Source organism: Curtobacterium pomorum (genome assembly GCF_044497295.1).
Taxonomy (GTDB): Bacteria; Actinomycetota; Actinomycetes; order Actinomycetales; family Microbacteriaceae; genus Curtobacterium.
In genome coordinates, this window is the sequence record NZ_CP172409.1 from 212,678 (window position 1) to 233,233 (window position 20,556).

Consider the following 20,556-nt stretch of genomic DNA (forward strand, 5'->3'; position numbering starts at 1 on the left):
GCACGCTCCCAGGAAGGGACACATGCCCACCATTGAATGCACACTGCAGGGCTTCGGCTCCTCGCGTACCCCGTCACAGTCGGTCCCCGTCTCCTTGCTGGACCTCCTGTTCACAGCGGCGACGGTCGGCATGCCAACACTGGCTTCGCACCCGGCGTCTGCACGTCCGCTGCTGGAGATGCGGTGGCGCATGGCCATAGTCGCAGCGAATTTACGCATCACCGGCGGTAGGAAGCGGTGGGCGTGGTCGGATGCGTACGACCAGCTCGTCCCGTCGGAGAAGACTTCCGTCAACCGAAGGGCGCGGGTGACCCGAATTCGGTGGGGAACCGATCCGGGTCATTCGACTGGTGTGACTCTGCACGCCGCTGACGGAAGGTGAAGCAGCACCAGCAACCCGGAGGTCAGCATGCTCGACGATTCACACCCCAGCCGCAGTGGCATCGTCGCGCTCGAAAACGAACTCCTTGTCCGCGACTTCATTGACCTGCTCAACGACGGGGCCATCGCAGAGATGCGGGACTTCCTGCATCCCGACGTCACCTACCGGGCAGCATCCGCAGACATCGTCGTCGGCTGTGACGCGGTCCTCGCGATTGTCCGGCAATTCCTCGACGCGTTCGAACATGTCCACTTCCGCGTTCAGTCCGTCGGCCTCGCCGAACGGATCGTCCTGGTGCAACACCACCTGCACGTGCAGCTGCCCGGTGAGGACGTGAACCGCCTTGACTCGTTCGCGAAGTTCGAACTCGATGGGTACCGCATCATCCACTGGCAGCAGGTCCACGGATGACCTCGCGAACGCGCGCCCGCACCGCCGCTGAAATCCGCGTGGCTGATCTGCACCGCGCGCTTGCTTGGTGGTGCTCGGTGCTGTCCGCGAAGGTCGCCCGTGTCGACGTGGACGGACCACTCATCATCGTGACCCTGCGGTGCAGACGCTACCTCCGGCCGCGGGTGGTCCTCATTGCTGGCCCCGGTGCGTTGGAAACGTGCCAGAGCGTCAACGACTCTGGTGACGCGGTGCTCGTCGACCCCTGGGGGAACGCCGCACAGGTGAACGCCCTCAGCGGGGGCCTCCGCAAATGGAACGCCCCGGCGCGAAGCAGTCGAGTCATCTGACCCGTGTGAGCTGCGCCAGGTCCCGGAATCGTGGGCGGCAACGAATCCACACCGGCGCCGACGGCGCACCAGAAAGGGGCCACAGTGTCATCCGTTCACGTCATGTCGCTGACGAACCAGCAGCCAGAGTTCGAAAACGAAGGCGGGACGATTCAGTCCCTCGACTCGACGAACTGGCCGCTGCTGAACGGGCAGAAACTGTCCCTGCGTCGGCTGCTGCTGAACCCCTCGGCGGTCCGGGAACCGCACTGGCACGTCGACGCGAACGAACTCGCGTACTGCGTCTCCGGCGAAGCCCTGGTCACCTTGTTCGTCAACGGCAGCAAGACCGATTCGTTCACCGTCACTGCCGGGCAGATGTACTTCGTCCCCGGCGGGGCACTGCACTCCATCGACAACGTCGGTTCCACTGTCGCGGAATTCATCGTCGGTTTCACCGACGCGAACCCGCAAGAGTTCGGCATCGCCGACTCCTTCACCGCCTTCAGCGACGCGGTCCTCGGCAACACGTACAGCGTGCCGGCGGACACGTTCACGCCGCTGCGCACGGCGACACGCCCCGGGAAGATCAGCGTCCGCACGCAGCCGACCGAGGTTCCCCACTCTGCCCTGCGGACCAGCCAGTACCGGTTCGACGTCGACGCGATGACGCCGCCGGTGAACTCCCCGTCGGGCAGTGCCCGAACCGCACGGAAGCAGTTCTGGCCGATCCTCGAAGGCATCAGCATGTACTCCCTCGACGTCACCGACGATGGGATGCGTGAGCCGCACTGGCACCCCGTCACCACGGAGATGGGCTACGTGCACAAGGGCCGGGCTCGGATGACGATCTTGAACCCCGGTGGTGCGGTCGACACGTACGAACTTGAAGCCGGTGACGTCTACATCGTTCCATCGGCGTACCCGCACCACATCGAGGATATCGGCGACGACGACATCCACTTCTGCATCTTCTTCGACAACGTCATGCCGCAGGACATTGGCTACCGCGCGGCAATCGGCGGTTGGGCGCCGGAGGTCCTGCAGGCAGCGTTCGGGCTTGACACGGACGTGTTCGCCTCCCTGCCGTTCACCGCGCAGGACCCCCTCATCGTCCCTCGAGTGAACCCGGTCGACCCGGCCAGCTGACTCTCGTCGTGCGGGGCAGTTGCCACGCTCCGCGCGATGAGAACCCCCAGCGGGGAAGATGCCAACCCCTATCCGGCGTCTTCCCCGTTGGTGCGTCGAAGGAACTCCGCGACGAGTCCCTTCCGCGACGAAACTCCGTACTTCGCAGACGCATGCCGGACGTGGGTGATCACCGTGTGCGGGGAGAGCAGCAACGCATCTGCGATCTGCTTTGTCGTCGCGCCGCTTGTCAGCTGCTGGACGACGAGGCGTTCCCGTGACGAGAGCCCGCTGTTGTCGTACTCGTTCCGTGGCCGGCGTCGAACACCGAGCACCCGGAGTCGGAGCAGGATCCGGTTCGCGCTTCGGAAACCCCCGGCTGACTCGTGGAGCTGCAGCGCCTCCTCAAGGACGGCGACACGTTCCTCCCTCGATGGGCTGACCCGTTCAAGAACCTCAAGCGCACGCGCGAGCACGAGCGGACGGGGAACGGAGCGCAGTTGCTCCACCGCCTTCCGCAACGGCTCCGGGTCGCGCAAAGCAATCCCGGCCACAGCATCCCGGATCGCTGCTGTGAACAAATCATCCGGGTTCAACCGCGCCCGCTCGGACGCCACATGGAGAACCTTCCGGGCTTCCGCGAGGTGACCAGAAAGCACACAGATCGTTGCAAGGGTGATGTCGTCATTGAAGTCAGGCGGCGTGTTCATTGACGCCAGCGGCAGGTCCAGGCTCGCAAGGGCGGGTCCGCACAGAGCGAATGCTTGCTGCGCTTCATCGACATCGATAGCGCTAATCGCCAGCGCCCAGTGGCCGGCTCGGGTCAATGCGGCGCTGTCCGCCATTTGCTGCATCGCCGGACGGACCGCGTTCAACGATGCGTTGTCGCCTGTCTGCAAGGCGGCGCGGAACACTACTATCCCTGCGGTGGCGTTCGCGAAGTCGCCAAGACCGAGCTCCGCCGCCAGACGCAGCACCGTTTCCGCTTGTTCTCGCGCGTCTTCCAACCGTCCGAGGTCGAACAGGAACCGAGATCGAGCCATCATCCAGTAGGCAATCGCCGGAGCGTTCCGCGCTCGTTGCGCGTCAGCGAGCCCTTCATCAGCAAGCGTCAGGGCCTGGTCCGGTCGCCCCCGAGTGCCGAGGACGAACGAATACCACAGCCCCTCAGGGAGCCACTGGTTCGTGTCCTCACCGCCACGCCGAATTGCGGTCAACGCTGTCCGGATGAGGTGTTCAGCTTCGTCGAACTGCATCCGGTGGACCAACTCCACCGACTGACACGCGTCGATCGTGGCAAGCGCTGCCCAATCGCGGGCCGGATCGCCGACGCCGCGCGCTTGCTCAATGCTGTCCTGCAGGCGCTCGGAGTCGCCGACATTGGCGCTGTTGAGTGCTCGTAGCGCGTACAGCTGCACGCGGACGCCGTCACTGACCCCCGGAAGGGCAAGCGCTTGATCACAAACGGTCAACGCGTCGCTGAATGACGATTCGGTCATGAGACGGGCGAGCGTGAGAAGGGTCGTCGCCCGTTCCTCGACCGGAAGTGTCGGCGCCAACGCTTCGACAAGTCCTCGAGCCTGGTTCCCGTGGCCGCCCATCCACAGTATTGGGATGAGGGCCGGCAGGACGTCCTTGAATCGTGACGGTTCGACGGCCAGGTCGACCGCGTGGGCGGCGAGTGTCGCAGCGCCGGAGGCGTCGGTCGGAGCGAGCTCCTCGGCGGCTTCTCGGAGCATGACGATCGCGTCGCGGTCACCGGGAGATGCGGCTTCGATGACGGAAGAGGCAACCGCCGAGACCGGTTCACCCGCCTGCAGGCGGATACGTACCGCGGCGTGCAGTGACCGTTTCAGTACAGATGCAGGGAACGACGCTTCCGCAGCCTCCCGAAGCGTGTCATGGGTGAACGACAGGTACGTTCCGTCATCGGAGACGATCTCGTCGCGGATGAGTTCCTCGACTGCCGGGCCGAGTTCCTCCGCAGGGACCGGGTGCACTTCGAGCGCGGCCCGAAGAGCGAACCGCCTACCGAACAAGCTGCCGGCTTGCGCGACGCGTTTCGCAGTCGGGTTCAGACGTCCGATACGGCTTCGGGCACTGTTGCCGTACCGGTCGGGAACCACGTCGGCAGCAAGGTCGAGGTACTGACCCCGGCGGGTCAACATCTGCTCGTCGCGGAGTCCTCGGAGCAGTTCGACAATGAGCAGCGGGATGCGTTCCGTTCGTTGCAACGCAACTTCAAGCTGCGGGCCGGCGGCACGGCCGACGACATCCATCGTGATCTGCTGCACTGCATCGTCGGATAGCGGCGCCAGATCGACGACAACTTGCTCCACCTCGTCGAGATCGACCAGCCGACGCTGCTCCGGTCGGGTCAGACCGGGACGTGACGCGAGAAGCCAGAGGATCGGTAGGTCCGTCAGTCCGCGAACCAACGCAGCCAACGCGCTCAAAGATCCCGCGTCGAGCCATTGCAGATCGTCGACGGCGACGAGGACTCCCCGTTCCGCAGCCGCGGTGTCCAACGCGTCGACGAGCATCCGCGTCACCCAGTACTGCGGGTCTCGTCCGCTCAGGATGGGAGCGAGGTCCGACAGTCTCAGCATCGGCGGCTGTGCGGTGAGCGCGGCGTCAGTGAGCGCGCCCAATGGCAAGTGTTCGGAGTCGACATCCGGGGTGACAGTAAGGGTCCGCCAGCCGAGGCGGTCCGCGTGGGAAAGGGTCTCGCGGAGCAGCCGTGTCTTCCCCATCCCGGGCGAGGCTCGAACGATCACCATTCGAGGAGTTCCCGACACCGACGCCCCCTCAAATGCATCGGTGAGAACGGCCATGGTTTCCTCACGGCCACGAAGTGGGGTGAAGGCCGCTTTCGCACCAGCGCCAGCAAGGCGAGCACGGTCGTTATGCTCCTGCGGTGCCCAGTCGGCTCGGGTGTAGAGCGGCTGTGTTCCCGACATAGTCAGCGCCGTCCCGCACCTACGGAGGCAATCTGCGAAGTGGGCGGCGCGGGGCGCCGCCTCCAGATCATCGAAGGCGACATCGGTCGGGTTCGATCTCGCAGTCTCCTCATCAGGATTGGATAGTAAGGCCCAGCGGGCCGGGAAACGCAACGCTTGGCCGGCCTGGAGGGGACCCAGTGAGGGTCCCCCTCGCTGCATGGCGGTCGTCAGCTGCGACGACTATCCGCGAGGAAGCGTGGTCCGCGAAGGTGCTGTAGCGAGATCACGTGCGTGATGAATGCCGGAAGAGCGTCTCTCCTTCTCTTCGGGTTCGCCGCTGCACCGTTTTCGGTTCCGGTCGTCCGAAGTTCGTTGCGGCGCTCAAGCGCCGTACTTCTCCTGCAGGAACCGGTGCGCGAACGTGACCGCCATCGCACCCTCACCGACCGCGGTGGCGACGCGTTTCACGGACCGGTGGCGGACATCGCCCGCGGCGAACGAGCCAGGGATGCTGGTCTCCAAGTGGTACGGAGCACGGTCTAACGGCCACACCGTACGGAGCTGCTCGGCGATGAGGTCGGGTCCTGTTCGGAGGTAGCCGACGTCATCGCGTTGCAGGACGGTGTCCGCAGCCCAGTCGGTGTCCGGTTCCCCTCCGATGCAGACGAACGCCCGCTGCGCCGGCAGCGTGGTTTCCGTGGCGCCGTCGTTTACGGTGACGGCGTCGAGGATGTCGTCACCGTGGAACTCGGTGACGGTCGTGTTGTAGCGGATGGTGACGTTCGGTTGCGCTTGTACTCGGTCGGCAAGGTAGGTGGACAGCGTTGCGGGGAGGGACGGGCCGCGGACCAGCATCGTGACGTTCGATGCGTACCCGGCGAGGTTTATGACGGCTTGGCCGGCGGAGTTGCCGCCGCCGATGATGACGACACGTTCACCGAAACAGTTCGGGGCTTCACTGGTGCCAGCACCGTAGTAAACGCCGCAGCCGAGGAGCGCGTCCTCGCCTGGAACGTTGAGCCGTCGCCAGCCGATCCCGGTGGCGCAGATGTTCGTGTGCGCGTTGATCCGGGTGCCGTCCTCGAGCGTTGCGGTGATGCCATCGTCGGTGAACACCCCGAGGACGCCGCGGCGCATGAGGAGGAGCTCCGCACCGAACTTCGCTGCCTGCTGCCGGGCGCGTTCCGCGAGCATCGCGCCGGGCAGGCCGTCCGGGAACCCGAGGTAGTTCTCGATGAGGCTGCTGGAGCCGGCTTGCCCGCCGACGGCTTCCCGTTCCACGAGAACCACGCTGAGCCCCTCCGACGCGGCGTAGACGGCGGCGGATAGCCCGGCGGGTCCGGCGCCGAAGATCGACAGGTCATACCGTTGCAGTCGGGGTGCGTTCACCCAGCCGAGATGGTCAGCGATCTGCTGCAACGACGGCGCGTAGAGGCGCGTGTGGTCCGGGAGCACAACCACCGGGAGCCGTGGTGAGGAGAGCAGCTCGCCGGTGGCACGTAGGGCATCCATGTCCGACCGGAGCTCATGCCAGTCGAAGTGGACGACACTGCGGCTGAGGAAGTCACGGACTTCCCACGCCTCACGGGATCCGTAGGATCCGTACACCTGGACGAGGGCGACCTGATCAGCCATCGGTGGCCGCCAGCTGCTCCTGCCAGTTCCACGGCACCCGCGACCTTGGACCGGGAACCGATTGATGTGACGGATGGCTGGTCGGAGCGGCGAGCGGAGGGATGTCGACGAAGGTGTTCGTGCGGTAGTCCCATGCCCAGTCCTCGCCGGGCTCGAAAGTCTGAATGATCGGATGGCCGGTCGTCGCGGCATGCTTCGTGGCGTGCTTGTTCAAGGAGTCGTCGCAGCATCCGACATGCCCGCACGAGGCACAGCGGCGCAGATGCAGCCACCACGAATCTGACTCGTCGCACTCCACGCATCCCTTGCCGGACGGCGGGACGTCGGGATTGATGGTCCCTGGCTCGTCGATTCCTTCGGGCATCCCGGGGTCCTTCCTCGAACGATCACTGTTGCTGCAACAGCAACTTGATGATCGCGGTGGGCTGGCGCGCTCGCCTGCGTCAACTGACTCGGGTGGGGATGGGCGAAGGCTCCGACTGTTTGGGGGAACCGTCGGAGCCTTCGCCGCTGAATCCTGCGGCTCGCGGCGTTGGGCTGGACCAAGTAATTCGACGCTATGACCCCTGAAGGGGCGGTCGTTGAGATGGTCCCCGACCGCAGTTTCCGTCGAGCAGAAGAGGACACACGATGACCACGGACAGCACGCACACCCTCACCCAAGTTCCCATCGGAATCGACGCCACCGGGAGTCGAACCGAGTTCGACAGCATGGGCAACGTCGACGTGCCTGCGGAGCACTACTGGGGCGCGCAGACGCAGCGTTCACTGCAGCACTTCTCCATCGGCAACGACCACATGCCCATCGAGGTGTACCGGGCGTACGGGTACGTGAAGAAGGCCTGCGCACTGGTCAACCAGTCCGCAGGCCGACTGCCGGACTGGAAGGCCGCGGCGATCACGCAGGCCGCGGACGAGACGATCGCCGGCAACCTCGACGCCGAGTTCCCGCTGTTCGTGTGGCAGACCGGCTCCGGGACGCAGAGCAACATGAACATCAACGAGGTGCTCTCCAACCGCAGCATCCAGCTGCTCGGCGGGGGGCTCGGCTCCCAGCAGCCCGTCGGGCCGAACGACGACGTGAACATGGGGCAGTCGAGCAACGACACGTTCCCGACCGCGATGCACATCGCCGCGCTGCTCGAGCTCGATAACCACCTCATCCCGGCCGTCACCGCCGTCGCCGACTCCATCGAACACAAAGCTGCCGAGTGGATGGACGTCGTCAAGATTGGGCGCACTCACCTCGAGGACGCCGTCCCGCTGACTGTCGGGCAGGAATGGTCCGGCTGGGCCGGTCAGCTCCGCAACGCGTTGAAGGCTGTTGAGTTCAGCCGTGAGGGGCTCCTCGAACTCGCGGTCGGCGGAACCGCCGTCGGAACCGGGCTGAACGCACCGCCGAACTTCGGAAAGGACGTCGCCGCCGAGATCCAGAAGCTCACCGGGAAGCCGTTCGTCACCGCGCCGAACAAGTTCACCGCGCAGGGCTCCCTCGACGCGATGGTGCAGGCCCACGCCGCCCTTCGCGGTGTCGCCGTCGCGCTGATGAAGATCGCGAACGACATGCGCTGGCTCGCATCCGGCCCCCGCACCGGGTTCGCAGAGCTCATCCTCCCCGCAAACGAACCGGGCTCGTCGATCATGCCGGGGAAGGTGAACCCCACCCAGTGCGAAGCGATGGTGATGATCGCCATCCAGGTCATCGGTGATGACACCGCCGTCGCATTCGCCGGTTCACAGGGCAACTTCGAACTGAACGCGATGCGTCCCGTCATCATCAACAACTTCCTCCACTCCGCCCGGATCCTCGCCGACGGCTGCGACAAGTTCCGCACCTTCTCCGTCGACGGGACCGACCTGAACCGGAAGAAGATCGAGCAGTACGTCGGTGACAGCGTGATGCTCGTCACCGCGCTCAGCCCCGTCATCGGTTACCAGAACGCCGCCCACATCGCCGAAGCCGCAATCGCTGACGGCACGTCGCTCCGCGACGCCGCACTGAAGTCGGGGAAGGTCACCGCGGAGCAGTTCGACAAGATCGTCCGACCCCTCGACATGGTCGGCAGCGGCATCGGAGGCGCGTGAGATGAAGCGTTCGACCGTCGCCGCCCCGGTGGACGTCGCCGAGACGGCGACACGGGCCGCAGCGATCCTGCACAGCAACGGTCAGGAATCGGCGGACACCGTCGAGACCGCTACGTCGTTGCTGCGTCCGACCGACCCGGCGGCGACGGTCGACCTCTCCTGGGCGGGGGTCACCGTCCGCGCCAAAAGCCAGAAACACTTCCTCCCAGCGGTTCCTGCTGCCATCAACATGCGCCGCGTCGAAGCGGTGCTGCTCGCGGTCAACGCGTACCGCCGCGACGGCCACAGCGTCAGTAACCTCAACCAGCACCTCAGCAAAGCACCCGCCCTGCCGCCGGCGCCGCTGTGGCTGTTCATCGTCGCCTGCATCACCGGCGGCACATCGCTTGCGGTGATCTTCGGCGCTCAGACGCTGCCAGGGCTCATCGTCATTGCCGTCAGCTGCGCACTCGGCGGGCTCGTCCGCCGGCTTCTCGGCCGCATCAACGTCGGCCCGCTTGCACAAGCGTTCGTCGCTGCCCTCGTCGCGGGGCTCGTCGGCGGGATCGCCGTGCAACTCGACCTCAGCACCCCGCTCCGACTCGTCGCCGTGTGCCCCGCGATGATCCTCGTCCCCGGGCCACATATCCTCAACGGCCTCATCGACATCGCTCGCCTCCGCGTCCCGCTCGGCACCGCCCGACTCGTCTTCGCAGCCGCGACACTCGGCTGCATTGGTGTGGGCGTCAGCGTCGGACTTGCGCTCTGCGGTGTCACCTTGCCGCTCGAACCAGCAAGCGTCGCCGTCCCCGTCTGGGCTGACGTGCCCGCAGCCGGCATCGCAGCAGCATCCTTCTGCGTGTACTTCTCCGCACCGGCACGACTGTTCCTCTGGCCAGTCGTCGTCGGGATGCTCGCCCACGCAGCCCGATGGCTAGTCATGGGGCCGGGACATCAGAGCATCGCCGTCGGAGCGCTCGTCGCCTGCATCCTCGTCAGCATCATCCTCGTACCAATCAGCCGACGACGAGGCTTGCCGTTCGCCGCAGTCGGATTCGCCAGCGTCGTCGCCCTCGTCCCCGGGGTGTACATCTTCCGCACCATCAACGGCTTGTTCACGCTGCTGCAGGAACCAGCGACTGCTGACACCACACATCTCCTCGGAGTCGCCAGCGATGCCACGACCGCCAGCGCGATCATCGTCGGCATGATGGTCGGACTCCTTGTCCCCATGCGCATCCTCGAGCTCGCTCGACGTCGAGCCGTCGTCAACGCATGAAGAACGGAACGAGTTTCGACTGGACCGTCCTCGGACTCGCGTTCGTCGCCGGCATGGTCGACGTCACCGGCTGGCTCCTGCTCCACGGCATCTTCACCGCGCACGTCACCGGGAACATCGTCGTCATCGCCGCGCACTCCGTCGCACCCGTCCCCGTCCGGCCAGCAGCGCTCCTCGCCGTGCCAACGTTCTTCCTCATCGCGTTGCTCGCCCACGTCTGGGTACAAAAACGCGGAGTGCCGCGCGGTGCCCCGACGCTGCTCAGCGGACAGGCGTTACTTCTCGCGGCAACCACGCTCATCTCGATCATCGGCGGTACACAAGGCGGGCAAGACGGACCAGTCGCGATCGCAGTCGCCCTGACCGCGACCGCGGCTATGGCCGTGCAGAACGTGTACCTCCACACTGTCCGGCACCCATCCCCATCCACCGCGGTGATGACCGGAAACCTCACCTCCTTCGCGATGGCTGTCGCTGACGTCCTCACCGGAGCCCCCTCCGGACGAGCCGCCGTGCAACGAGCGTGGCCGCTTCTCGCCGGCTTCATCATCGGCTGCATCGTCGGAGCACTCGCCGCCACCGTGCTGGCGGCCTGGGCCTGGAGCCTGCCGCTGCTCGCATCTGCCGGGGTGATCTTGCTGGCGCGAAAGTCCAAGACCTTGACCACGCGGTAAGACGACTCACGGCGCCTGCGGAGTGCTTGTACTCGCGGGACCTGCAGCAACGACATGAGCGCCGTCTCCTAGCGTGCCCAACCGTGCCAGGGCGAGTGCGATGTGGTTCCGGCTACGACGTCAACTCCGAAACTCCCGCTTACCGTCGTGATTCCGCACGTCGTCGCCGATGAGCTCACCGCACGTGTACGTGCAAAACGCGCCGAGACGAAACCTATCCGCCCGAAGCGGCAGGGCTACCACCGGATGCCGGCAGGCATCAGCGACGCAGTCGATGCCGCGTACGTAGCAGCCAATGAGCAGATCGATCGATGGGCAGCGTCGTACGATGCCCATCGCGTCCTCACGGACGCCGGCTTCACTATTCGGCCTGCACCTGTGGTGGCTCACGAAGAACTTGCCTGGCGAGCGGCCAACCGCCAACGCCCATTCGACGACAACGGCAATGGATACCGCGACACGCTGCACTGGTACACAGTGCTCGAGCTGTTGCGGGAGAACCCGGGGGAGCACGTCGTGCTGCTCTCCAAGGACAGGAAGGCCTACTGGGAGCGCGGAAGCTTACACCCGCACCTCCTGGCCGAACACGAACCACTGCTCGTCCAAGGAGCTACCTTCACGCTCGTGGAGGGTCTCGCCGACATCTCGGTTCCAAGTAAGTATGCGAAGGCCGAGGAGTCGGTAACGCTCACCGACGAGGAACGCGACGAGATCGTCGCGGGACTCTTCGCCAGCGGCGCATTGCGTGCTCCCGATCTTGACCCCGACCAGCCCGACGGAGTAGAGATCACGGACCCGGAGCGTCCTACTGTCATCTTCGCGCGTGCCCGCGAGCTCACGACCGGGGGCACCGCCTGCCAGGTACGGATCCGGCTGAACGCACACATCACGCTCGACTGGGTTGATTGGATCGATGACCCCGCGGACGACAGCCTGCGTGGAGATTTCGACATTACTGCCTGGTACACCCGGGACGCAGACGGACTGGAGCTGAAGCGCGCAGAGGTGCAACGCGCTCCGCTCGAACCATCTCACCGAAGCGCATCTGGCCGGGGCAGCTACCCGGGCAGTGCTGTCTGGGAGGTCCTTAAAGGCACTCGCGTGAGCGACATCGACACCAGTTCGCTCGCGAGGGACCGTGTCGCCGACCTTCTGCGGAATATCGGGCACCTGCCGATCGCCGAGGTCGCAGTGAGCAGGCTCCCTAACGAGTGGATGGCCGACCTCATGCGAACGTCCCACCTTGCAGACGCCGCCCACCAAACCGCCCGTGGTTTTGGTGCGCAGAGCGCTGTTGCCGCTGCGGCTGAGCAGGCTGCTCGTGGTTTTGGTGCGCAGAGCGCTGTTGCCGCTGCGGCTGAGCAGGCTGCCCGAGGTTTTGGCGCGCAAGGCGCTGCCGCCATAGCGGCGGGGCGTCTTGCGCGCAGAGAAGACCGCAGTCCAGAGGAGGCTTCCAAAGAAGCAGTTACGGAAGCGCCGGACCACGGCAGCCCCGAAGCGAAGGAGCCACGCGACTAGTGGTCAGGTTGGCGGCGAGGTTCTCACGTAGCGGCCGTCTCTTGGATCCGTCGCAAGCGCGGCGTGTCCGGCGGATGGCGGGCAGCTTGCGGTGAACCGAACTAGAAGACTCCGGGACGCTTGCGCCTGGCGGACACCCCTGCTCATCTGGGTTTTCTGCAAAAGGGGGAAAATCAAAGGGGCCTCAGGGGAAACCCAGGTGCGAGGGTCGCCACCGAAGTCGCGGATCCGCATCACCGCGCGGGCGAGCGAGACTTGCAAACGACCCGCCACTTCTCGGAAAACCCCCGTTCGCGCGGGGGTTTTCTGCATTTCCGGAGCACGTTGCGGACCACACTCGACGCCGATCGAGATGAATGACCCAAGCGCCCGACCGGGCTGCGACCGTACCGTGAGCCTGCTTCGACCTTCCGCCGGACGGAAGGCAGCGGCCAGCCCGCGAACCAGGTGGAGCAACGACTCACGGAGGTGCAAGATGGCGTTCGTCACCACGAGCGACGGTGCAGAGATCTACTACAAGGACTGGGGGCCCCAGGACGCCCAGCCGATCGTGTTCCACCACGGATGGCCGCTGTCCTCCGACGACTGGGACGCGCAGATGCTGTTCTTCCTGGCGAACGGCTACCGGGTGATCGCCCACGACCGTCGCGGTCACGGCCGGTCGTCGCAGATCGGGACCGGTCACGACATGGACCACTACGCCAGCGACACGGACGCGCTGGTGCAGCACCTCGACCTGCAGAACGCGATCCACATCGGGCACTCCACCGGTGGCGGCCAGGTCGCCCGGTACGTCGCGAAGTACGGCGAGCCGCAGGGCCGGGTCGCGAAGGCGGTCCTGGTGTCCTCCGTGCCCCCGATCATGCTGCAGAGCGACGACAACCCGGAGGGCACGCCCATCGCGGTGCTCGACGGTTTCCGGAGTGCGCTCGCCGCGAACCGCGCCGAGTTCTACCAGGCCGTCGCCGAGGGGCCCTTCTACGGGTTCAACCGCGAGGGCGCCGAGGTGTCCGCTCCGGTCATCGCGAACTGGTGGCGCCAGGGGATGACGGGAAGCGCGCAGGCCCACTACGAGGGGATCAAGGCGTTCTCCGAGACCGACCAGACCGAGGATCTCAAGGCCATCTCGGTCCCGGTGCTCGTCACGCAGGGCGACGACGACCAGGTGGTGCCGTACAAGGCCGCCTCGATCAAGCAGGCCGAGCTCCTGCAGAACGCCACCCTCAAGATCTACGAGGGGTACCCGCACGGGATGCTGACGACCCACGCGGACGTTATCAACCCCGACATCCTCGCCTTCCTGAAGCAGTAGGCGTTCACGGACCCGAGGGGCGCGTGCCGTGGTGGGCGCGCCCCTCGTGCCGAGGAGTGACATGCAGACCGAACTGTTGCAACAGGCCGACCGCGTGCTCGCCGCGCTCCCCGCGGGTCGCCGCGAGGCCGTGCGCGAGATCGTCGTCGACGCCGTGCACCGGGGCGAGCTGACGGTGACGGGGCGGGCGTTCATCGCGCGCGTGTCCGGCTCGACGTTCCTGGCGGACGTGCTGAGCGACGCGCTCACCGAGCAGCGACGAGCGCTGGAGCAGCGACGAGCGCTGGAGCACGATCGCGTCGAATGACGCTAGGGGCCGCCGACGGCTCCTGGTCCGATGGTCTCGACGCTCATCCGAGAGCGAAGGAGCAGACGATGACCGACCAGCCCACTCCGCCCCACCACGAGACACCGTCCGTCGGCGATCCAGACCTCCCGCAGGAAGGGCTCGTGAACATCGCGGACGACCCCACTGCGAACACGATGACGGGTCCGCAGAACCCGGCGCTCGCGGCGCAGTTCCCGAGCCAGCTGAACGCGCCGGCGACCGACATCAGCACACAGGCCTTCTTCTGGTCCTCGTTCAACATCTCGCCCCGACGAGTCCAGCGCGGCGGTTGGGCTCGTGAACTGACCCAGTCCGACTTCGCGATCTCCGACGAGATCGCGGGCGTGAACATGTACCTGGAGCCCGGGGGCATCCGGGAGCTGCACTGGCACCAGACCGCCGAGTGGGCACTGACGACCCGCGGCGGGTGCCGCGTCACGACCCTGAGCCGCGAGGGCCTGCCGAGCGTCGAGGACGTCTTCGAGGGCGACCTCTGGTTCTTCCCCGCGGGCCTCCCGCACTCCCTGCAGGGCCTCGGGCCGGACGGGGCCGAGTTCGTCCTGGCGTTCGACAGCGGTGAGCAGTCCGAGAGCAACACGCTCCTGCTCACTGACTGGTTCGCGCACACGCCGCCGGACGTGCTGGCGAAGAACTTCGGCGTCGCGCAGGAGGCGTTCACGGACCTCCCGCTCCACGACCTCTGGATCTTCCCCGGCGAGGTCCCCGGTGAGCTCGAACGGGACCAGCTGGCGGCCGGTGTCGAGTGGGGCGGGACCGAGCCCGTGATCTTCCGGATGGGCAAGACGGCCCCGCGGTTCGAGAACAGCGGCGGCAGCATCCGGATCGCGGACAGCACGAACTTCCCGGGCGCGAAGACGGTCGCCGCGGCGCTGACGGTCGTGGAGCCCGGTTCGATGCGGGAGCTGCACTGGCACCCGAACGCCGACGAGTGGCAGTACTACCTGAAGGGCCAGGGCCGCATGACGGTCTTCAACACCGGCCCCCACGCCAACACCATGGACTTCAGGGCCGGTGACGTCGGTGTCGTGAAGCGGAACCTCGGGCACTACGTCGAGAACACCGGTGACGAGCCGCTCGTCTACGTGGAGACGTTCCGCAGCGACCACTACGAGGAGGTCTCGCTGGCGAACTGGCTCGCACACCTGCCGCCGTCGCTGGTGTCGCAGCACCTGAACATCCCCGAGGAGGTCCTCGCCACGTTCCCGCGCGGGTCCCAGGGGATCGTACCGCTGCGGTAGTCCGGCTCAGCGGCGCTTGCGGAGGGCGTTCGTCGCCCAGAGCGCGACGGCGATCAACACGGGCTGGAACAGGAGCCGGACGAACCGCTTGGTGTCCGTGTCCAGGCCAAAGCCGTCACGGTGGTGCATCCACTGGGCGATGTTGCCCGGGAAGATCGCGGTGAAGAACACCGCTGCGACCCACCCGACCGTGGCCTGCCGGCGGACCAGCAGCATCAGTGCGGCACCGAGGGAGATCTCCGCGATGCCCGAGGCCAGGACCGTGACGTCCGGGTCCAGGGGGACGAACTCCGGCACCTGGGCCCGGAACTCCTGACGTGCGACGGTGAGGTGGCTGATGCCGGCCCAGGTCATGGCGGCTCCCAGCAGGATGCGGACGACGGTCCGGGGCTTGGTCGAACGAGGAGTGCGACGGGAGGTCATCGGGTGGGCGCCTTTCGCGAGGATTGCCGAACACGTGTGATCGGTTGTGTTCAGTTGAATTGTGCACAACCTAACACGACGTCGCTGCCGCCCGTGGCGGCTGCTCCGGCAGTGCAGCCCACACGTCGGCCCAGATGAGCTCGAAGTCGACGGGCGCGAGCCGGTGCGCCCGCACCGCCCGCTCCAGGATCGAGAGCGCGTCGAGCGACCCGGCGAGGAGTCGCTCGTCGCCGTGCACCTCCGGCCGACCGTTGCCCAGGAACGTGGTCACGGTGATCGAGCGCACCCGTGGCCGCAGCCGCCTGGTGGCCCGGCCGAGGACGACGAACCCCGCGGCGTACAGCGCGAGCCCGACGGGCATGCCCGCCGCCGGTACCGAGACCGCCAGGACCACGACCACGAGCGCGGAGAACGCCCCGACGGCGGGCCACACGTGCCACGCCCGGAGCAGCAGGCGCTCACTCGTGTTCGTCCCGGGCGGGAACACGACGAGTGTCCGCGAGGTCCACATCGTGCGTCCCACCGGCCGGATCGTGTAGCGGCCCCACAGGTGCGGCCCCTCGATCAGGCGGTCGCGGACCGACGTCGCCGTGGTCACTGCCTCACCGGCAGGAGTTCGGCGCGGACCGGGACGACGTCCCGGTGCCGGACGGTCGTCAGGCAGGGGAAGCAGACCAGGTCGCCATCGCGAACGTCGGCCGGCAGCGGAGCCGGGAGGCGGTGGAACGGACCGTCGGCCTGACCGTCACATCGGGTGACGACGTACATCGTGGCGAGGGGAGCGGTGCTCCGGCGTCCGATCAGGCGCACCTGGTCGAGCACGGCGCAGGTCGGCAGGACCGCGTCCAGTTCCAGCAGCACCACCCCGGTGCGCGGCCGTCGGACCCGGGTGACCGACGCGACTGCGACGCTGACGGCACGGGGCGTCCAGCCGCGGGGGCGGTAGCGCGGCGGCGACTGCTCCGCGGTGTGGACGCTCGGGGTGCCGGTCAGGTCGGCGAGCCGGACCATCGAGATCGCGGCGACGACCAGGTCGTCGGTGGTCGCCACGGTGTGGGCCGGCCACAGGACCGGGTCCATCGGATCCGGCAAGGACGCACGGAGCGTCGGCATGATCGCTGTCAGTGTCACACCGGACACGTTCCCGCGTGGTCGGGCAGCGGGGAAGGTGCCCTGACGGAACCCCTACGCCCGCGTGCCCACTCCTGACGGCCTGCTCACTCGATGTCGACGTCCCGCTTGCCGCGCCGCACGATGAGCGGGTCCGGCTTGCCGATCACGTCGACGGCTTTGTCCGGGTAGTCGAACTGCGTCAGGAAGTACCGCATCGCGTTCAGGCGGGCGCGCTTCTTGTCGTTCGACCGCACGATGGTCCACGGCGCGTACCGCTTGTCGGTGCGGGTGAACATGGCGTTCTTCGCCTCGGTGTAGTCCTCCCAGCGGTCGAGCGACAGCAGGTCGATGTCGGACAGCTTCCACCGGCGGACCGGGTCGAGCTGCCGCATCGCGAACCGGGTGCGCTGCTCGCGGCGCGTGACCGAGAACCAGAACTTCGTCAGGTGGATGCCGGAGTCGACGAGCATCCGCTCGAACTGCGGCACCTGGGTCATGAACGACTCGTACTCGTCGTCGTCGCAGAAGCCCATCACCCGTTCGACGCCGGCGCGGTTGTACCAGGAACGGTCGAACAGCACCATCTCGCCGGCTGACGGCAGGTGCTGCACGTAGCGCTGGAAGTACCACTCGCCGCGTTCCCGCTCGCTCGGCTTGCTGAGCGCCACCACGCGCGAGGTCCGGGGGTTCAGGTGTTCCGTGAACCGCTTGATGGTGCCGCCCTTGCCGGCGGCGTCGCGCCCCTCGAACAGCACGACGACCTTCTGCCCGGTGTCCTCGAGCCAGTACTGGCACTTCAGCAGCTCGATCTGCAGCTGGTACTTCGAGTACTCGTACTCGTCGCGCGGCAGACGCTCGTCGTACGGGTAGTCGTCGCGCCACGTGAGGACGGGGTTGCCGTGCGGGTCGATGAGGTCCGGGTCGGCAGTGTGTCCGTCCGCGACGCTGTAGCCCTCGGTCCGGAGCTGCTCGATGTACTCCCGGAGCGGTTGCGAGTACGGCGCTGTGTCCACGGTGTCTCCCTCACTGCCCACCGGTCGACGGTCCGTCGATCGGTTCGTCCCCCATCCTGTCCTGCACAGCCGCACGGACGCCGAACCACGCGTGTCGTCCCGGTGAAGGTCGTCCTGCTCAGCCGACGCCGCACCGTGCCGCCCGCCCGTCATCCGCTAGCGTCGTCAGCGGCCAATTCCCCGACCCCGGATCGAGCAACGATGCCTGACGTCCACCTCCCTGCCGCCGACCGCTACGAGCAGCTCCCGTACCAGCGCGTGGGGAGGAGTGGCCTCAAGCTGCCGCGCATCTCCCTCGGCCTGTGGAACAACTTCGGCGCCGACCGGGCGCTCGCGACGCAGCGCGACATCGTGCTGCACGCCTTCGACCGCGGGATCACCCACTTCGACCTGGCGAACAACTACGGTCCGCCTCCCGGGTCGGCCGAGGAGCAGTTCGGCCGCATCCTCGAGTCGGACCTGCGCCCGTACCGCGACGAGATCGTGGTGTCGACGAAGGCCGGCTACGACATGTGGCCGGGCCCGTACGGCGACCGTGGCTCCCGCAAGTACATGCTCGCGTCGCTCGACCAGTCACTCCGGCGCCTCGGGCTCGACTACGTCGACGTCTTCTACTCGCACCGTCCCGACCCCGAGACGCCCATCGAGGAGACGGTCAGCGCCCTCGTGACCGCGGTCCGTTCGGGCAAGGCGCTCTACGCCGGCATCTCGAACTACGACCCGGCGCAGACCGCCGCGGCAGCCGAGGCGCTCGCCGCCGAGAACATGCACCTGCTCATCCACCAGCCGCGCTACAACATGTTCGACCGCGTCCCCGAGGACGGGCTCTTCGACGAGCTCACGCGACTCGGGACGGGTGCGATCGTGTTCTCGCCGCTGGCCGGTGGGCTGCTGACGGACCGGTACCTGGACGGTTCGGTGCCGGTGGGTTCGCGTGCCGCCGAGGGCCGTTGGTTCGGTGCGGACCGCATCGACGACGAGTACCTGAGCACGGCGCGGGCGCTCAACGACATCGCGGCGGCGCGCGGGCAGACGCTCGCCCAGCTCGCGATCACGTGGGTGCTCCGGCAGCCGGCCGTCACGTCGGCGTTGGTCGGGGCATCGAGTGTCCGTCAGCTGGACGGCACGCTCGACTCGCTCGCGGGCGCCCCGCTCACCGACGAGGAGCTGGCGGCGATCGACGCACTGGTACCGCGCGGCTGACGCACGCTGGATGCAGTGGGCGTGACCCAAGAGCAGACGGGAGGGACGGTGCCAGCTGGCACCGTCCCTCCCGTCTCATGGTCTGTCGCTGCTAGACCGCCGCGGTCGCCTCGTCGCGGTTCGGGAGCTTCCAACCCGGACGCACGAAGTGGCACGTGTAACCGGCGGGGTACTTCTCGAGGTAGTCCTGGTGCTCCTCCTCGGCCTGCCAGAAGTCGCCCGCGGGCTCGACCTCGGTGACGACCTTGCCGGGCCAGATGCCGGACGCGTCCACGTCGGCGATGGTGTCGCGCGCGACCTGCTCCTGCTCGGGCGAGGTGAAGAAGATCGCCGAACGGTAGGCACGGCCGACGTCGTTGCCCTGACGGTCCTTCGTCGACGGGTCGTGGATCTGGAAGAAGAACTCGAGCAGGTCGCGGTACGAGATCTCCGACGGGTCGAAGACGATCTCGACAGCCTCGGCGTGGTCACCGTGGTTGCGGTACGTCGCGTTCGGGGTGTCGCCACCCGAGTAGCCGACGCGGGTGCTGACGATGCCGGGTCGGCGACGGAGGAGCTGCTGCGCTCCCCAGAAGCAGCCGCCGGCGAGGATGGCGGTTTCGGTGGTGGTCATGGTGGCCTCCTGAGGTCGTCGTGCCGCTGGCTGCGGCACCGTGTGGTGCAACCGGCAACAGGGGCTGTCTGTTCCCGTGCCGCCGGATGTCGGGTCGCGTCAGTTCGTGGTGTCCTCGAGCGCGTCGAGCGCGGCCACGTCGTCGGCGGAGAGCACGAAGTCGACGTCGGCGTTCGCGGCGATGCGCGACGGGGTCGTGGACTTCGGCAGGGGCAGGACGTCCTTCTCGAGCAGGTAGCGGATGGCGACCTGCGCAACGGACTTGTCGTACTTCGCCGCGATCTCGGCGATCTGCTCGTTCTCGAGCAGGCCACCCGTGGCGAGCGGCGAGTAGCCCTCGGTGAGGATGTCGTGCTCGCGGTCGAAGGCGGTCGTCTCGTCCTGGGTGTTACCGATGAACCAGCGGATCTGGTTGGCGTGCGGGACGACGTCGGTGCGGCCGAGCAGGTCCTCGAGGTCGGCGACGGCGAAGTTCGAGACACCGATGCTCTTGGTGCGGCCGGCGTCGTAGAGCTCCTCGAAGACCTTCCACACCTCGACGTTGCCGTCGCGGTGGTCGGAGCCCATGTCGCTCCAGGGCCAGGGCGCGTGGATCAGGTACAGGTCGACGTGTCCGAGGTCGAGGTTGCGGCTGGACTCCTCGAAGGCGTCGCGGGCACCGGACGCGGTCTTGACCTCGGCCGGCAGCTTCGTGGTGATGAAGAGTTCGTCGCGGGGGATGCCGCTGTCACGGACGGCCTCGCCGACGCTGGCCTCGTTGCCGTAGGCCAGGGCGGTGTCGATGTGGCGGTAGCCGAGGTCGAGCGCGGTCTTCGTGGCGTCGTACGCGTCGGAACCGGACGGGATCTGCCAGGTGCCGAAGCCGATCTTCGGGATGTGCAGGCCGTTGGACAGGGTGAACGTGTCGATGAGAGCGGGCATGCGTCGGACAGTACGCCGCGGGTTGGTGGA

At 67.0% G+C, this 20,556-nt stretch carries 20 protein-coding genes; 11 read left to right on the forward strand and 9 right to left on the reverse strand.

Annotated features, from left to right (window positions below):
- Positions 1–409: 409 nt before the first annotated feature.
- From ACGH48_RS01075 to ACGH48_RS01085, 3 genes are all read left to right on the forward strand, one after another.
- Complete coding sequence (locus ACGH48_RS01075) at positions 410–793, forward strand: nuclear transport factor 2 family protein (protein ID WP_396289863.1); 384 nt, start codon at positions 410–412, stop codon at positions 791–793.
- Positions 790–1,122 carry a hypothetical protein gene (locus ACGH48_RS01080; RefSeq protein ID WP_071293469.1) on the forward strand — a complete coding sequence of 111 codons (333 nt, stop codon included), beginning with the start codon at positions 790–792 and terminating at the stop codon, positions 1,120–1,122. The genes ACGH48_RS01075 and ACGH48_RS01080 overlap by 4 nt, the downstream gene beginning before the upstream one ends.
- A 102-nt stretch (positions 1,123–1,224) precedes the next feature.
- Positions 1,225–2,250 carry a cupin domain-containing protein gene (locus ACGH48_RS01085; RefSeq protein ID WP_396289865.1) on the forward strand — a complete coding sequence of 342 codons (1,026 nt, stop codon included), beginning with the start codon at positions 1,225–1,227 and terminating at the stop codon, positions 2,248–2,250.
- Positions 2,251–2,318: 68 nt separating this feature from the next.
- Here the strand turns inward: ACGH48_RS01085 and ACGH48_RS01090 are convergent, their stop codons facing one another.
- From ACGH48_RS01090 to ACGH48_RS01100, 3 genes are all read right to left on the reverse strand, one after another.
- A complete protein-coding gene (locus ACGH48_RS01090; RefSeq protein WP_396289866.1) occupies positions 2,319–5,390 on the reverse strand; it encodes a helix-turn-helix transcriptional regulator in 3,072 nt (1,023 codons plus the stop codon).
- Between the two features lie 162 nt (positions 5,391–5,552).
- Entirely contained in the window at positions 5,553–6,806 is a 1,254-nt protein-coding gene (locus ACGH48_RS01095; RefSeq protein WP_396289867.1) for an NAD(P)/FAD-dependent oxidoreductase, read from the reverse strand.
- Positions 6,799–7,170, reverse strand: coding sequence for a UBP-type zinc finger domain-containing protein (locus ACGH48_RS01100; RefSeq protein ID WP_396289868.1), 372 nt, complete (start codon positions 7,168–7,170; stop codon positions 6,799–6,801). The genes ACGH48_RS01095 and ACGH48_RS01100 overlap by 8 nt, the downstream gene beginning before the upstream one ends.
- A gap of 266 nt (positions 7,171–7,436) precedes the next feature.
- Here ACGH48_RS01100 and fumC point away from each other — a divergent pair, with 266 nt between their 5' ends.
- From fumC to ACGH48_RS01135, 7 genes are all read left to right on the forward strand, one after another.
- Positions 7,437–8,891 carry a class II fumarate hydratase gene (gene fumC / locus ACGH48_RS01105; RefSeq protein WP_396289869.1) on the forward strand — a complete coding sequence of 485 codons (1,455 nt, stop codon included), beginning with the start codon at positions 7,437–7,439 and terminating at the stop codon, positions 8,889–8,891.
- Between the two features lies 1 nt (position 8,892).
- The gene (locus ACGH48_RS01110) at positions 8,893–10,149 is read left to right on the forward strand and encodes a threonine/serine exporter ThrE family protein (RefSeq protein WP_396289870.1); all 1,257 of its coding nucleotides are present in this window, start codon (positions 8,893–8,895) and stop codon (positions 10,147–10,149) included.
- Positions 10,146–10,823: a YoaK family protein gene (locus tag ACGH48_RS01115; protein ID WP_396289871.1), complete on the forward strand. Its 678-nt coding sequence runs from the start codon at positions 10,146–10,148 to the stop codon at positions 10,821–10,823. The genes ACGH48_RS01110 and ACGH48_RS01115 overlap by 4 nt, the downstream gene beginning before the upstream one ends.
- Before the next feature lie 147 nt (positions 10,824–10,970).
- Positions 10,971–12,341 (forward strand): PIN domain-containing protein, encoded by a 1,371-nt coding sequence (locus ACGH48_RS01120; protein WP_396289872.1) that lies wholly within the window; start codon positions 10,971–10,973, stop codon positions 12,339–12,341.
- A gap of 475 nt (positions 12,342–12,816) precedes the next feature.
- Positions 12,817–13,653, forward strand: a complete 837-nt coding sequence (locus ACGH48_RS01125; RefSeq protein ID WP_340197102.1) for an alpha/beta hydrolase — start codon at positions 12,817–12,819, stop codon at positions 13,651–13,653.
- Between the two features lie 61 nt (positions 13,654–13,714).
- Positions 13,715–13,960 carry a hypothetical protein gene (locus ACGH48_RS01130; RefSeq protein WP_123310927.1) on the forward strand — a complete coding sequence of 82 codons (246 nt, stop codon included), beginning with the start codon at positions 13,715–13,717 and terminating at the stop codon, positions 13,958–13,960.
- Between the two features lie 68 nt (positions 13,961–14,028).
- Positions 14,029–15,240, forward strand: a complete 1,212-nt coding sequence (locus ACGH48_RS01135; RefSeq protein WP_396289873.1) for a cupin domain-containing protein — start codon at positions 14,029–14,031, stop codon at positions 15,238–15,240.
- Between the two features lie 6 nt (positions 15,241–15,246).
- Here ACGH48_RS01135 and ACGH48_RS01140 read toward each other — a convergent pair whose 3' ends face one another.
- The 4 genes from ACGH48_RS01140 to ppk2 form a co-directional block, all read right to left on the reverse strand.
- Positions 15,247–15,663 (reverse strand): hypothetical protein, encoded by a 417-nt coding sequence (locus tag ACGH48_RS01140; RefSeq protein WP_396289874.1) that lies wholly within the window; start codon positions 15,661–15,663, stop codon positions 15,247–15,249.
- A 70-nt stretch (positions 15,664–15,733) separates the two neighbouring features.
- The gene (locus ACGH48_RS01145) at positions 15,734–16,261 is read right to left on the reverse strand and encodes a DUF6611 family protein (protein ID WP_396289875.1); all 528 of its coding nucleotides are present in this window, start codon (positions 16,259–16,261) and stop codon (positions 15,734–15,736) included.
- Positions 16,258–16,794, reverse strand: a complete 537-nt coding sequence (locus ACGH48_RS01150) for a hypothetical protein (RefSeq protein ID WP_396289877.1) — start codon at positions 16,792–16,794, stop codon at positions 16,258–16,260. The genes ACGH48_RS01145 and ACGH48_RS01150 overlap by 4 nt, the downstream gene beginning before the upstream one ends.
- Positions 16,795–16,880: 86 nt before the next feature.
- Positions 16,881–17,789 carry a polyphosphate kinase 2 gene (gene ppk2 / locus ACGH48_RS01155; RefSeq protein WP_123312180.1) on the reverse strand — a complete coding sequence of 303 codons (909 nt, stop codon included), beginning with the start codon at positions 17,787–17,789 and terminating at the stop codon, positions 16,881–16,883.
- A 201-nt stretch (positions 17,790–17,990) separates the two neighbouring features.
- On the opposite strand from ppk2, the gene ACGH48_RS01160 reads away from it, so the two are divergent.
- Positions 17,991–18,992 (forward strand): aldo/keto reductase, encoded by a 1,002-nt coding sequence (locus tag ACGH48_RS01160; protein ID WP_396289878.1) that lies wholly within the window; start codon positions 17,991–17,993, stop codon positions 18,990–18,992.
- A 91-nt stretch (positions 18,993–19,083) separates the two neighbouring features.
- Here the strand turns inward: ACGH48_RS01160 and msrA are convergent, their stop codons facing one another.
- A complete protein-coding gene (gene msrA / locus ACGH48_RS01165; RefSeq protein WP_396289879.1) occupies positions 19,084–19,605 on the reverse strand; it encodes a peptide-methionine (S)-S-oxide reductase MsrA in 522 nt (173 codons plus the stop codon).
- Between the two features lie 99 nt (positions 19,606–19,704).
- The gene (locus ACGH48_RS01170; protein ID WP_123310915.1) at positions 19,705–20,526 is read right to left on the reverse strand and encodes an aldo/keto reductase; all 822 of its coding nucleotides are present in this window, start codon (positions 20,524–20,526) and stop codon (positions 19,705–19,707) included.
- Positions 20,527–20,556: the final 30 nt, after the last annotated feature.